6 protein-coding genes are annotated in these 15,933 nt (G+C 67.8%); all 6 read left to right on the top strand.

The genetic code is table 11. The features are described 5' to 3' along the window. Positions 1–118 precede the first annotated feature (118 nt). Complete coding sequence (locus ACJ73U_RS04565) at positions 119–11,158, top strand: hypothetical protein (RefSeq protein WP_407776244.1); 11,040 nt, start codon at positions 119–121, stop codon at positions 11,156–11,158. Beyond that, a complete protein-coding gene (locus ACJ73U_RS04560) occupies positions 11,155–11,589 on the top strand; it encodes a DUF6292 family protein (RefSeq protein WP_407776243.1) in 435 nt (144 codons plus the stop codon). Before ACJ73U_RS04565 ends, ACJ73U_RS04560 begins: the two co-directional genes overlap by 4 nt. 214 nt (positions 11,590–11,803) lie before the next feature. Beyond that, positions 11,804–12,235, top strand: a complete 432-nt coding sequence (locus ACJ73U_RS04555) for a hypothetical protein (protein ID WP_407776242.1) — start codon at positions 11,804–11,806, stop codon at positions 12,233–12,235. Beyond that, positions 12,232–13,290: an NlpC/P60 family protein gene (locus ACJ73U_RS04550; protein WP_407776241.1), complete on the top strand. Its 1,059-nt coding sequence runs from the start codon at positions 12,232–12,234 to the stop codon at positions 13,288–13,290. Before ACJ73U_RS04555 ends, ACJ73U_RS04550 begins: the two co-directional genes overlap by 4 nt. A 14-nt stretch (positions 13,291–13,304) precedes the next feature. Next, positions 13,305–14,609, top strand: a complete 1,305-nt coding sequence (locus ACJ73U_RS04545; protein ID WP_407776240.1) for a hypothetical protein — start codon at positions 13,305–13,307, stop codon at positions 14,607–14,609. A gap of 290 nt (positions 14,610–14,899) precedes the next feature. Further along, on the top strand, positions 14,900–15,933 hold a 1,034-nt coding region (locus ACJ73U_RS04540; RefSeq protein WP_407776239.1), incomplete at its 3' end, for a hypothetical protein.

Raw genomic sequence — 15,933 nt, 5'->3', positions numbered from 1 at the left:
GGTGGACGCGCTGGCCGACGTCGCGAACACCCTCGCTGATCTCTATCACCTGGAGCGCCCCGAGGAGTTCCCGCCGCGATCCCTCGCCAGTGCGGTGACGCAACCACCGCACCCACCCATGGCGCTGGAGGAGATCATCGAGGTGACCGGGCTGCCCGCCTCGCGTCTGTGGCGTCCCGCCGCGGTGGGTGGCGCCGCAATAGCGTTGACCGGCGATGACCGCTACGACACGGGTGTCGCCGCGGCAGAGGCCGCGCTTATCCGACAACTGCGGATCGGCCTGATCGCCCGCGACCACGCGGACGAGGTCCTGGCCCGGATCCGCAACGGCGACCGGTCCGTGTTCGGGTTCGACCACATGCCCCTACCCGTGCACGTCGACCAGGTGACCGGCGAGATCACCGAGTTCCGGATCAACCTGATCGGCCAAGTCGAGCTGCGGGGCACGACCCCGACCGGGGAACCGCTGGTCATCCTCGCCGACCCCCAAACCCACTGGCACCCGGACAGCACGGCCTTCACCCCGCCACCCGACCGCGACCTCCACCTCGTATACAACGGCGCTGAGCTGCTCGTGCCACGGCGACGCACCTCACCCCACCACGCCACCGCAGCCACCGCAACGACGCCCGCCAAGCCCGGCCCGCCGTCTGGCGGCGACAGTGCTGCTGCCGACGGCACGGCTGCCAATGGCACAGTGACGGTCGAGGCCGGCGACGATGGCTTGTTCCCGGTGTCCGACTTCGACCGGACACCGCCACGCCCGCTTGACCCCGACACCCAGGTCAGCCTCGTGAGCCAACAGCGCACCGCTGACATGCGCCTGCTGTCCCCGCAGGAGTTGGAACACCGTTGGCGTGTACTGATCAGCCACGCCCGGGTGTTGGGGCGCGAGGTCGTCCGCACTGGTGCGATCAGCGGCAGCCACTTCGACGAGGACGGCAACATCGCGGTCCAAGCTGGCATCGATCCACGGTCCGCGATCACCCAACTCGAGGACGCCATCATCGAGCTGGTCGGCGGCCCGATCGAAGTGGGCCAGTACGACGCCCGCATCGCTCAAGCGCACCAGGACGGAACACTGCCGAGCATCGCCGAGTGTCTCACCGGCGAGCCGCTTACCCCACCCGACGGCAGCGATCCGAATGCGTTGGTCCGCTGGGTCCTCACCAGCCACCGCCCATGGCCGTTCCACTACCAAGAGAAATACGAAGTGTGGAACTCGCTGATCATGGCCGTGTCCGGCGCCGGCTTCACCGAGATCGAGTCCACCACCGGAACCGTCGAGGTCGACCACGACCGGGCGTTGATCTCCATCCCGAAATTCTGGACCAGCCTGTCGAACCCGGCAGCCGCGGACGCGGTCCTGGCCATGGCCACCGCAGTGGCCCACGCCCACACCACTCGACACGAGCACATCCGCACCGGCGCCCGCGACCACGGCACGGCCCAGACCCCAGACGCCGGCCTGTGGCAGCAACGCTGGACAATCCTCCTGCGCCAAGCGACTCACCACGGCCTGGTAATTCCACCCTCCACATCAGACGACGCAGGGCGCGTGGATGACCCAGCGACCGAGCAGACGGCCGACCTCGCCGGGAACCTGGCTGACGGGCAGACGATCACGATCGCCGACAGCGACAGCGAAGCACGCAACACGCAGGGCCAAACGTGGCGACTGGACACCGCCCTACCGTTGCGGGACCGGGTGATCTGGCTGTCCCGACGTCTCGCAGCTGACCCGCCGCCGGTCCCACTCATCGAGCCGGACGAGCGCCGGGAAGCGCAAGCCAGCAGGGTCGCCGAACTGGACGCGAACCAACCCCACCTGCCGTTCCTCACCGACCTTCCTGTGGCAAACCTTCCCACCACAGGACGTGACACGTCCCCAGACGCGATACACAGTGCTGGACTCGGTGATCACCAAGCCTCGGTCGAACACCCAGCCGGCCCCATCCCACCCGATGACCCAACAGCGGACCAAGCACAGACCGATGTGGACACCCCTGCCTCCAGCATCGACGACCCCGTCGTGGCGCGCCCCACCGAACCACAGACGACTGCCGGGACCGACGCATCGGCGGGCCCCGCCGACCACACTGAGACCGATCACACCCGTACCGGCCACGGTGACACTGCGAGCCCCGGTAAGCAGGACGTGGCGAACAGTCCCTCCCAAACCAGCCTGTTCGACCTCGACCTCACAACTACCACACAGGCGCGGAACCGTCCCGCATCCGCCACCACGGACAGCCCCTCAACACCAGATGCGGCTACTGGCCTGGCGCCCGCGTCGGGGTCAGTGCTGGAGGTCCCTCGTGAGCGAGGACTGGAGGTGTTCGAAGCGGCGGTCGCCGAAGCAGGTCGAGCGCTTGCGGAAACGGCGGCTGCCGGGGGACACAAGCCCACGGCCTGGGTGCGTTTCTCCGAGATGACGCGCACCGATCCGCGCACCGGCATCGACTACTCGGCCACCCAGCCTGAATGGGAGCCGGTGAGCCAGTGGTGGATCCAGCAGGCTACCGCCGCGCTCGCCGACCTCGGGTATCGCGTCGACATTCGCCGTAACGAAGGCCGTGGCCGCTACCGTGACCATCAAATCGAGGTCGACCACACAGCCAAGCTGGTTATCGCCGACGCTGCCCTACCCGCCGGCACCAACGCGTTCAACCTCGTACAGCAGGTTGCCGACCTCCGCGCCGAGGCCGACGCCGAAGCGCACGGCACCGCTGAACGTCGGGCCACTGAACAACCGGTCACCGAAGAAGCGGCCACCCACGAAGCGGCCACAGTGGACGATGGCGAGCCGGACATCGATGAGCTGTACCCGATCGAGCAGTACCCCCGCATCGACGGGCTCACCGGTGTGGCGGAGCTGTTCACCACCCACCACTGGACTCTGGTCGAACAGGAGGCCGTGGAGATCGGCGGCCTGTACAGCGAACACTGGCGCCGCCATGACGTGTCCGCCGCCATCGGCGTCCTCCCTGACGGCCAGGTACTGGGACGGCTGTTCATCCGCCACGGTCCGTGGGAGTCAGACGCGTGGCACGAGATCGAGACCGACTCGGCACAGTTCCTACGCGATCTGATCAAGCAGGCCGGACTCCACGGCGTGGCACGCCCCGCGCGGCTCCCCGGACTCTGGCGCGTCGAGGACTTCGCGTTCGCCGCCGACGCGGCCACCGAGCACGCCAACGCCCGCAAGGACAACCCCGAATGCCGACTGGTGACACGCCCTGCCGACTCTGTCATCGGCGAGTCTCGTCAGGACAGCAGCGATGACGACGGGGGTGGCTGGCTATTCGTCGACAACAGCACCCCGGTGCCGCTGGCGCCGCCACTGCCGCAGATCACGCTGGACAGCCGCACCGATGTGCTCAAGCACGTGCTCGGCGACCGGCACAGCGACACAGAACTGCGTCGCCGAGTGCAGGTCGTGTTGTCCGGCCGCACCAACAAGGGCCTGTCCCTCGTCGAGGCGCAGCGGCAACTCGCCACCGCGGAACCGGAGATCTACCGGCACGCACTCACCGCCGCCGCAGGACGACCCCACAAAAGGGGTGAGCAGTTCGACCTCAACCGCGCCCAGCAAGCGCTGGAGCGCCTCGCCGAGGGCGACCCCACGCTGCCACTGAACAGCATCGGCCAGTACATCGAGATCACCGAACCCGACCCGGAAGCCAAGAGCGCGCCGCTCGTCGGACCGGGTCCAACCCACAGCGTGCGCGGCGTGGTCGTCGAAGTGACACCCGAACCGGGAAACCGGCTCCGGGTGATCATCGAACGCGACGTGACCAGCGTGACCGGCGCTCCCCGCGCCGTCCAGAACGTCCCGGTCGACGCCGTGCTGTCCTGGCTCGACCCCGCCCAGCGGCCGAGTGCCGAGGAGTTGCGGGCGGCGCGGGAGGCGATGGTGCCCGCCATCCGTGAGCGGAAACAACAACTCGACCTGCACACCATCGCCACGCCGGCCTCGGTCCACGACACGGACGTGATCGACCAGACCACGTCGAAGACTGGTCACCTACCTGCCGAGCAGCCGGAGCCGACGGAGTTGACCGCAGGCAGCAAGGCGACCGTGCCCGACCTGCCCAGCGATGCCGCACCGACCGACCTCGACGCCCCACCGTCGGTGACACCCGCCGGGGCGGATCCCACCAGCGACGCGAACACGTCACAGAACCGCCAGCCCGCCCCATCGGCGCCGCAGACCACCCCGCACGACACGGACACCGACGGCGACCAGGCCGACAGCACCGCCGACACCGTCACTGCTGACACGACGAGGAACCCGATCGGTGACCCGGCTACCACCATGGCCGAGGACATGGCTGCGGCCGCCTTGGCGTGGTGGGACGCCGGGTGCAGCGTGGTGCGGATCGAAACCGACGGCTCGAAAAGGCCCTACCCCCATCAGTGGCAGCGCTTCCAGCAGCAGCGCGCCACCCGCGAGCAGGTCGCCACCTGGTTCCAGAACGGTCATCCCGGGATCGGGATTGTCACCGGCACGGTGTCCCGCGATCTTGAGATGTTCGAGTTCGAAGGCCGCGCACTCGACGAGGGGCTCTATCTCAAGATGCGGGACCGGCTGACCGCAATGGGGCACCTGCGGCTGTGGGAACGCGTGATGGGCGGCTATCAGGAAGCATCCCCCTCGGGCGGGATGCATGTGCTGTACCGGGTCCAAGGCGGCGTGGAACGCAACACCAAACTGGCCCAACGCGAGGCGCGAGACGACGAACTCACCGACCAAGAGCAGCAACGGTTACGCGACACCGGGCGTCGCCCGCCACGGGTGCTGATCGAAACCCGCGGCGAAGGCGGGATGGTCGTGGTCGCACCCTCGCATGGTCCGGTGCACGACAGCGGCCAACCGTGGCGGACGCTCACCGGTTTCCCGTCGACGATCCCCACGATCACGGCCGCCGAGCGGGACCTGCTGCACATGGCGGCCCGGGACCTGGACCAGATCCCGGCCCCGCCGCCGATCCCCGAGCCCGCGCCACGCGCAGCCCAGGAATCCGGGCGGCGGCGACCCGGTGATGACTTCAACCAACGGGCCACCTGGCACCAGGTGCTCGAGCCCCACGGCTGGGTCGCCGTCGGCGGCGACCGTACGCGTACCTACTGGCGCCGCCCCGGCAAAGACCGCGGACTCTCGGCCGTCACCGGAGGCGACCGCGGGGACTACCTGTGGGTGTTCAGCACCTCCACCACGCTGCCCAACGACGCGGCCTTGTCCAAATGGCGCACCTACGCCCTGCTCAACCACGGCGGGGACTTCTCAGCCGCCGCACGGGCACTGTCCCACGCCGGCTACGGCGACCAAGTCAGCCGCACACCGGTCGGCCCCCGATCGTCAACCGACAGTCAGGCTCGACGGCGTTCCCACGCTGCGGACGCAAGCCCAACCGATCACCCCCCACACGAACAGGACCTCGACCAGCCGAGCACCACCACCACAACGTCCACACCAGACTCCGTACGCCCGGCAGGCGGGACCGCGTCGCCATCCGTCCCGGACCGGGACCCGCGCGGCCCGTACGTGCCGCAGGTCCTGGCCACTGTCGAGCCAACGGGCCCTGGCGACGCCGACACCATCATGAGCCTGTCCGGAGTCCGCTCCGAGGTGGACCTCATCTACGGCCTGCGGGATGGCCACCGGAGCCGGCGGTCCGGCTGGCAACCGGTCACCCTGCTGGTCGACCGAGACGGAAGCGGCCACCACCTGCACATCGCGGCCCGATCCCTCGTCCAGGTGCGTGAGGCGACTCGACGGCTCTGGCCCGTCGCCACCGCGTACGGTCTGGGGCTGGACGCCGCGCTCGACCCGGACACGGTGGCCGCCGCCGCCGGTGCGGGTGTCATCGTGCACCTGCCCCGACTCGCCACACTCGACCGCGACACCACCGCCGTCGTGGCCGCGTTGGACGGCTTCCGCGCACACCCGGACCCGCTGCCCGGCACCACACCTATCGCGGGAGCCGTGTACCACCGGCATACCAACGCATCCGAGCCCACCCCACCACCAGAACGTCGTACCCCTGCCACGACCGCAGCAGACACGACAGCGCGCACCCGTGCCGGTGACCGAACAGGTGGTCACCCCAGCGGTGATCCTGGCAGCGACCAGATGTTCTCCGTCATCGTCGACACTGTCGGGCGCACGCTCGACCTCGTCGATCTCCGTTCGATGCAGACCGTCACCCGGTTGTTGACCGAGCCGGGGAACCGGGAACGCGCGATGCAGGACCTCTGGGCCGGGATACCTGTCACGGCTGCGCGGTTTCCCATCCCAGTGTTCGAACTCCTGCGTGACGTGCTCTACGGCGTGACCTGGCGCGAGCCTGTCGATCCCGACCGCCGAGCCCGCGCCGAGATCGCCGCCGGTCGCGGCCGGCCCATGGCAACCACGATCGCGGCGATTGCCTGGGAACTCGACCAGCGGAGCCGCGGTGACGACACCCTGGCCGCGGTCCTCCAGCAAACCGACGCCGCCGAGATCGTCACCCAACTCAACGCCATCGCCGACCGGATGGCCGTGCACGGGGAGTTCGTCGTACCGAGCCGCCCCAACTTGCTGATGCGCCAGGAATCGCTGTTCGACGTCGACGACATGGCCACGGTGGGATCTGACACGCCAGATCCCGGTGCTGTTGACGTTGTCAGCCCAGCCGCGGGTGATGTGGTGCCGCTTGCCTCCGGTGAGGTGCTGGTCACCCATGCACAGGGGCTGGCTTTTCCGGGGTTGGTCGATGTGTGGGGGCCACTAGCAACCGCTGACGATGGGCAGCCGGCTGAAGGCTTCCAGGAGGTGGAGGTTCGTTTTCGTCGGTCCGTTGTGGACTGGATGGGGGTCTACCTCGAAGCGCGATATGGCGGGAACCAGATCCGCTACGCGTGGCACGGCGACGTGCTGGCCATTTATGACGGCCCAGAGGGTGCGCCGGACCTGCCGCGTCTGGTCCCCCCGGACAGCGACGGCCGGTACCTGTTCCGTGAGCGGTGGTTCGGGCTCACCACCGCACAGACCACCGCCGTCCAGCAGCACACGGACGCATTCGCCACACTCGCAGGGAACGACCCGGTGCATGAGTCGGAAGCGATGGCTCGGTATCTGTCTCACGGGGAACGGGACCCGCTGTACCGCGATGTTCAGGAGGTCATCCGACAGCGACTCGACGCTGCCCCTGACGACGTTGCCCCTGCCGATGGTGACGTCGACGTTGTCGACGAGCCACGAACCGGTGCATCGGACCCCACGGGCGAACAACCAGACAGCACGCGCGAACCCGCATCTGTTCGGCATCAACCCGCTGCGTCCAGCCCTCCGCACGACGCCGCGGCAGCGCAAGACCTGGCCGAGATAGACGGCGCTCCCGATGCGCCCACCACACCACCAGGTCCGATCACGCACCGACACGAGACATCGGCGGACGAGACCCTAGCCGGCGAGACGCCGGCCACCGAAACCGCGGCGATCGGAGCCGCCAACGATCCTGAGGGCGACTCGATCAAGGACACCGTCAGTGACCTGGTTAGCGACCCGGCTAGTGAAACGGTCGGTGACACGGTGCACCAGATGGGGCCCGGCGAGGTGACGGGTGAGGTCGTGTCGCTACCCGATGGCGAGATGCTGGTCACGCTGGCATACGGGCCTGCGTTCCCGGGGGTGCTCAACGAGCCTTTGCCGCTGTTGACCATCGACGACGAAGTGCCACCGGACCTCTTTGGACAGACGCGCCGCCCCGACGTGCGTGTCCACTTTCGCCGGTCTGTCGCCGAGTGGATCGGAATCTACTTCGAAGCCCAGTACGGCGGGAACCAGATCCGCTACGAGTGGCGCGATGACGTGCTGGCCATCTATGACGACCCGTGGGATGAGAACCCGGACGAACAGCCACGCCGCGTCTATCCGGACAACGAGGGCCGCTATCTGATTCACGTGCCCTGGCTGGCGCTCACCACCACGCAGACCGCCGCGTTGACACAGCACGCGGATGCGCTGGCGATCTTGGCGGGGAATGAGCCCGTGCAGGAGTCGGAGGCGATAGCGCGATATTTCGCCGATGGCCCCGGACGGGATCACGTGTATGGCGCGGTTCAGGAACTCATCCGCGAGCGACTCGACAACCCGGGCCGGAGTGTCCCGGACGCGGGTATCTCGGGTGATGGTGTCGTCGACGGCACGCGGAGCGGTGAATCGGAACTCGATGTCGAGCATCCAACCGGCACACGGAACTCCGCCTCGCCTAGGCAGCAACCGCACACGACTGGCGCGACCACCGATGACCGTGGTCGGGTAAGGGACACGGCATCTGAAACCGAGACCAGCGCGCAGGCTGGACCGACCCGGGACACCGCTCCTGAGCCGATCGAGCCGCAGCCACCCCCTCATGGCCCGCGCGCCGGACGTCCCGACACGTCGTTCGAACCGACAGCTGTCGCCGACCACGAGCTGGCCGCTCAGACCTCGCCCGTGACCTCACCGCCACCATCACCATCGCCATCGATGCCGAGGTCCTCCCCAGCGGCGCCGTCGTTGCCGGTGGTGGAGATCTTGCGGAACCGGCTATCCGCGAGCAAGGTGGGCTGGCCCAGCAAGCTCGGCGCCTTCCTGAGGGCGACCGACCCGTTCGTAGCCCAAGATGTCTTGCGCGAGATCGCTCGCGCCACCGACAACGATCCCCACATCCAAGTCCTGGTGGCGATGGCATGGCGGGCGCATCACGGCCAAGCGACCGAAGCCGAGGTCACGACGTTCGCCGACCGGTTGATCGAGGACGACCCCAGCATGGTCGGCCACGCGGTAGGGCGCACCATCCGAGATCCACATACCCGCCAGGTCCGGACGGTGCACGCCATCCGCGCCGACATCGACGGCCGGCTCTTCCTGCACGGCAGGCTGGCCGACAGTCCTACCACCACGTTGACGACCTTGGTGGACCCCGACGCCTGGCTCAACCCCATCGGGCACGAGATCCTCCCGGCGGTCGAGGCGTTCCCCCTGTTGCAACGCTGGAACCAGCTCTGCGAACTCGCCGCCACGTACGGCTACACCGTCCACTTTCAACCGGACACATCTGTCGTGCGCCACGATGATCAGCGCATTGTGCTCGGCTCTGACCCACTGCCCGAGCTGGTCAACCAGCTCACCGGCCTCACAGAGCAGATCGTTGCGCTCCACGGTCCAACCCCGACCACCGCCGCGGTGAGCACCACGGCGACCGGCGCCCTCTCCGGTTCAGTCGCCCCAGCTGCGCCACCGACAGGCGAGGTACAGGCACCAGCAGTACGGACGCCTCGCTCCGCAAGTGCATCCGAACCCGCGCCGCGTTCGCTGGGGAGGTCCCCACGTCCAGACGGCATCGACCGCATCACTCTGGTGCCTGCCGACGATCCGTCCACAGAGCCGCTGGCTGACCAGTTGGCCATAGGCCGGCACAGTGCACTGCGCTTCGACGAACCCGCGCGCCTCGCCCTGACCTACGTACACCAGATCCTGCGCGGCCCGGCCGAAGACGCCACTTTTCTCGCTCAAACCGTGATCAACGTCGGGCAGCACGGTGAGGCCGAACAGGTAGCCATTCGCCTCATCAAGATCGCCGACAAGATCGACGGCGCTGGGTTCGCCACACCGGTCACTGGTGAGCCCGCCGTCCTGCTCACCACTCGCTTGCGTGCTATCGCCCAGCACGTGCTCGCCCGCCTCACCCCCGCCGGCACCACGCTGCCGGCCCCCGGCACCGCGCCCGCAGCCGGCACCGCCGCAACCGTTGACCACCGGGCGCCCGCCGGCCAGGACCACGTGGGTGAACCCAGCCCTGCGTCGGCGGCAACGCCATCCGCGGACAGTCCCTCGCACGAACGCGCCGCCACCCAACCCGACAGCACCAGTCACGACGTCGCCCACAGCCGGAATCGTCGCGGCGGGACCCCGGTGACGCCAGATGGCGAGGACCGTGAAGCCCTCACCGACAGGAAACCCCGCGAGCAGACCGTCCGGGACGGAGTGCCCGGGGCAGAACCTGTGACCGGTCGGGAGCGTGACCGCCCAGCCTCATCAGACCATGTGCTCACCGAGCCGCCGATCGCGAACGGGTCGCCGGCCACCGCCGCGCCGGCACGGCTCGACTCTGCTCCTGGAAGCATGCCGACCGCATCCCCAACCAGTGATATCTCATGGCCTACCGACGACCCAGATCGCCCGCGCACTCGGCGATCCGCCGGCGATCCACCACAGGATCCCGCACGAGAGCCACTACTCGGCCAGCCAGCGGACCGCATCCCCGCGCCAGTTGTGCCGGCGCCGGTCCGCAGCTCGACCACACCGAACCGACACGACAGCACCGTCAACGGCTCCGTTAACGGCGCGGTCCCGATGGGATCGGACCAGGACAGCACGACCAAGCAGTGGGTCCAGTTGGTCGACCACGCAAGCCACGCCGGCTACGCGGTCGTCACCGCCTACGACGCGCCTTCGGCCGTGGACGAAACCAATCGCGTCATCCGCATCGACGGCAACCAAGAGCCGCTCGTCCGCGTCGTGGACCTCGCCCACAAGATCGGCCTCATCGACGCCACCGTCACCACCACTGGCGGTGACGCTACCGACCCCGAGGCCACTCACAGACACACCCCAGCATCGGCCCACCCACCAGGGCGACGGCGCGTCGCCGCAGTCACAGCAGCTCAACCGTCACCGCCGCTGCCACCCAGCATGAACCCAGTCTTCGACGAACTGGTACGCGAGCTGGGCTGGGCCCCCGACCCGCCCAACAGCCAGCAGCAGCGGGCCGTGGCGTTCCGACCGGCCGAACCACAACCAGAGCCCAGCCCAACGCCCGTCTTCGACCAGCTCATGCATGAGCTGGGCTGGCACCACCACACCACCAACACCCACAACCCGGCGATAACGGCGGTCGTCAACCCGGACAACCAGCCGCCGATACCGACCCACAACGGCACCGCCAACACAACCTTCAACGGGACACCGAACGGACGACCGGACGGCAACCGTCCATCCGCGACGCCCGCGCGACCACGCGCACACGACGAGCCCGCCGTGACGGCGGGACTGACTCAAGGCCACCGACCGCACATAGCCGGTGGCTGGGGACTGGAGACCGCAGGCACAACCAGGGGGAGAAAATGACCACGACCCATCACACGAATGGCCATACCGTGCCAGGCGAGAACGGCGGACCGGCGCACGCCGATTCGCCCCACCGCGGCTACATCCTCGCCGTGACCGAAGCGCTGTCGTTGCGCGGGCTGTCTGTCACCGTCGCACTCGTCGGTGGTGTGGCCGTCTGGCACGCCGACCTCGAACTCGCCACCGTTGATCGGCAGACCGCGGTCCTGCTGCGGTGGGACGAACTCAGCGGCTGGTCCTGCCAAACACGCGGCGCCCAGTCCACGCCAGCCATCTCGTTCGGTGTGAGCGCGGTACCGCTGCCGACACAAGTCGCTGTCTGGGTCGAATCCGTCCTGGCACACCCCGAATTCCGTCCACGTCGCGCCCAGGGCCTGTTCCTCACACCGGACCTGACTGCCCGGCTCGGGCGCTACCAGACCACAGCGTGACCTAGCGGAATCGACGCAACGCCAGGGGGAAGCCGTTCACTGGGGGAACATGATCATGGGGGATCGCTATGTCCGCGACACGAAGTCGGGACAGCCATCGAGGTTCGTGTCTGCGATCGTCGGCGCGGTGGCCGTCGCTGTCGCAACCTTCGCGGTAGCGGGCTGCTCGTCTGTCGAGCCAACAACGACCGCCACCACAAGCAAGGCGGATGCGGTGCCGACGACCGTGCCGCCGGATATCCAGCAGGTGTGCACGCGGTTCGTCACCACGGCACTGAGCATGGACACCACCACCGATCGAGGCCCCGCCGACGCCCGGACTCGTGCCGCCCGCGCCTACGGCGTTCCGGAGCTGGCTGCCCGGTTGCAAGGCCACGGTCAAGACCCCGAGTGGTCGCTGCTGGTCGCGCACCACGCTCGCGTGCAGGTCTCCACCCAACCCGTCGGCGACGACCCACCACCGACCAGAGACGACGCGGCTGCTGCCGGAGTGCACGCCATCCGCGTCGCCGTCGGCGCCGGCACCTGGCGTCAGCAGCTGTCCGACACGGTGGCCTACTGCTCCCTACGACGCGGACCAGAGGGCTGGAAGATCACCGATCTGTCCTTCTCCGACTCTCCCAGCACCACCGGAGCAGGGCGATGAAAAGCAAAGCCGGGCTCATCGCGGGGCTCATCGCGGCACCGTTCCTGCTGATCATCGTGCTCATCGTCGTGCTGTTCGCCGGCATCGGCGCGGTGCTGGGAGGCGACGAGAGCAACCGCCAGTTCGTCCGAGGCAGCCAGGAACTGATCGGCGACGCCGTCCCCGACTGGGCACGCAGCCCGCTGCTGGCGGCGGCGCAGACCTGTCCGGAGATCACCGCTCCGCTGCTGGCCGCCCAACTGGAGACGGAATCGGACTGGAACCCCAACGCCCACAACGACGAGTCCGGTGCGGACGGATTGGCCCAGTTCATTCCGGACACCTGGGCGGAGTGGGGACAGGACGGCGACGGCGACGGCCAGGCCGATCCCCGCAACCCAGCTGACGCGATCCCATCCCAAGCCGCGTACATGTGCCACCTAGTCGAGTTCGTCAAACAGCACCCCGAACTAGACGGCGAACTCGTCGACCTCGCGCTCGCCGCCTACAACGCAGGCCCCGGCAACGTCCAGGACTACCAGGGCATCCCACCCTTCCTGGAAACCACCAACTACGTCCGCACCATCCGCGACCTCGCGAACACCAAGTACGGCAAGGCGTTCACCGCTGGTGAGGACAACAGTCCTGGCAGTAACGGTGTGCTCGCCGCCGCCCGGCAGTGGATCGGCACCGACTACGCCTGGGGCGGCGGCACCCTCAACGGACCCAGCCGCGGTCAAGCACCCGACACCGGCGTCACCGGCTTCGACTGCAGTTCACTTGTCCGCTACGCCATCTACCACGGCAGCGGCGGCACGATCACCCTGCCCCGCACCTCACGAGAGCAATACCAGGCCACCAAAAACAACCCTGTGCCAACCGACCAGCTCCAGCCCGGTGACCTGCTCTTCTGGGGTAACACCCCAGGCTCCATCCACCACGTCGCCCTCTACGCGGGAAACGGAATGCAGATCGAAGCACCCCAGTCAGGACTCAAAATACGCGAAACCCCAGTACGACTAAAAGGCGACTTTCTCGGCGCGACACGCGTGATCACCAAATCCGGCATCGTTTGAGAAAGGTTGAAACAATGACGAACCCCAACGTAGAGCAGAACGTGCGCGGGTATACCGGAGCGTCGGTTGCTGAGTTGCCTGAGTCGCTATGGCAGATCACCGAGGACGACGGATACGAGGACCATGTCCTGACGATCAATGTAAGACTGGTCGATCACTACTTCCACGTTGCCGTCGAACACGCCACTGCTCTGGTCGATCGTTTGATCGCGCAGCGCCAGTCACCGACCACCGACACGACCGATCTCGACGCGATGGTCACCCAGGTAACACCGGCGGAAACTCTGGGCCAGCACGGCTACGCAGAGGGGTTTTGCCAGAGTCTTGTTGTCCAGGCGAACTTCTTGCGGGATCGGGTGGCATGGCTGGAGGAAGGGGTTGGGGCTACCGGGCGCATCGAGATCGGGGAGTTCTTGGAACGTATCGCGGGGTTGTCGCGGCCGACCGTCGACACGCTCATCGACGATCTGCCCGGCTTGGGCATCGGCGATGGCGACAGCGTCGATGAACTGTTCCGTCGGGCAGGAGGGCTCTCGAAGATCGAAGTACTCGAACTGGCCGATCAGCTCGAGTACTTCACGCGGTCGGTGTCCAGGCGGGCACAGATTCCCCTGCCCCTGGCACTGCAGCCAGCTGATCAGGGTTACGACGGTCCCCGGGAGGATGACGTTGCGGCGCGAGAGCTGGCCGTTCTCGTTGACCAGTACAGCGCGGTACGCGCCGTCCCCCACTTGGCGGGCCCCACAGCCTCGGGCCGAGCCGACTACCGTGAGCGACTCGCCGCCCGCATCGCCGCCGCAGCCACCAGCCGCCCCAGTCTGCTGCGAGAGTTGCCACCGGACCGCGTCGAGGTCATACGCTTCCTCGCCCCCGCTACCGCTAACGCTGCTGCCCTCGCTGCCGTTGCCGCCCAGAGTCCGCGCACACCCAGTCAAGAGTCACTGCCTGCGGCTGCGGCGGAGTTGTACGAGACGACCGGAGCACTGATCCGTGCGATGAACACCCCGGCCAGCGAAGTGAGCAATCGTGGCCAGCTCCTTCGACAGGTCACCGCGTTGCACGAACGAGATCCGGCGATCGCCGAACAGCTCCCGACCACCCATGCTGGCGTCTCCCGCGAGATCGCGGCCCGCTTCGGGCGTAACTCCACCATGGGCTCGCCTGTAGTCGGACAGACGATGGCCCAGACGACCGAAACGGTCGCAGGCAATGCCCACACGCTCGATCCGTCGCGTCAGGAACTCCTGGAGCCGCCGGGTACCGCCGGTAGTCGCCACGCGGCAGGGACCCGGCCTCCGGGATCAACCCGCGGGCGGTGACCACTCGTCGCCGCGACGACGGCGTCCGGCACGACCTCGCCAGACGCAGCGTTCCCTTCCATGGACTCCACCACACACCTCGATTCCCGGCAGAAACGCAGAACCGATGAGAAATCCGCCATCCACCCAATCCCGATCGCGAGCGAACGCAATCGATCCTGGGAACCGACAGGCGCTGTTGCTGACTTTTAGTTGTCCACGACGATGAACCTTCCGGCGTGCATCACGCCATAACTCAATTGGGGGAATCAGTGGTAGGCGAGCTGGGATCTGACCTGCACACGACTCCGATGCCGGATCTGGCGGTCGCGCTGCTCCGCGAACCAGACCCATCCCATGCCCCGGAGGTGCTCGACGAAATCAACCGACGATGGGCCGCGGCCGGTCGAGCGCAGGGACGCGCGATGCGCAGTGTACTGGCCGAGATGACCGGCACCGGGGAACCACCGGCGCCCGCATCCGACGACCTCGCCGCCGTCGAGGATGCCCGGCAGTTCCTGGCCACGCAGACCCTCATCCACGAACTGTGGGTGCTCCAGCAAGCCGGCGTCGCCCCCGCCGACCTGTACGCCAGTGTGGACACCCTCCGGCGGGTACACCGGATCCTCAACCGCGAAACCGCTCGCGCCGATCCCGAGTTCGGCCCGGACGGTGAGGTCCTCCGCCAACCCGACGAACTCGATGACGCCGCTGTACATCTGGCCTACTGGAGCAGGCTCGCCCTGTTCGGCCGCGGCGACCAGCTGATCGCCGACCAACTGCGGCTGGCGGGCGCCATGGACCAAGAGTTGACGCTGAACAGGTACGTGCTGACCCGGGACGCGCTCGCCGACCTGCGCGGGCCCTGGTCGCTGGAGGAACATCTGGCCAACCCAGTCGGCAAGCAGTACCTGGCGCCGCAACCACCCTGGCCTGAGATCCAGCCGCTCACCAGCCTGGAGGTAGCGCTCGGCCGCCCGCACCAGCCGCTCGCCCCGGGCGAACTCGCCCAGGCAGGCGCGGACTTCGACGCCGCGTTGCGGGACGAACGCGAACGCGTTGCCCGCGAGGATCCGCCGACCACCCTGGACCTGCTCGCCCCGTCTCACCGCGATCCGGCCTATCGCCAGCGTGTGTTGGAGACCACGCAGGGCCTGGCGGACTTCTTCGGCACCGCGCTGGAGTTGGCGACCTTGGCCGCCGATCGTGTGGTTCGAGTCGATGGCCGCCCGGTGTCGCGGGAGAACGTGCCGTGGATCATGGGCCTGCACCAGGACGGTGTCCGCCAGGTCGACGGACACGCCGGGATGATATTTTTGTATTGCGTGGTGTTGTGTTTGAGTGT

It is taken from the genome of Actinophytocola sp. (genome assembly GCF_045807065.1).
Lineage (GTDB): Bacteria > Actinomycetota > Actinomycetes > Mycobacteriales > Pseudonocardiaceae > Actinophytocola.
The sequence above is the reverse complement of the archived record's forward strand: the minus strand, read 5'-3'. Positions and strand labels throughout refer to the sequence as shown.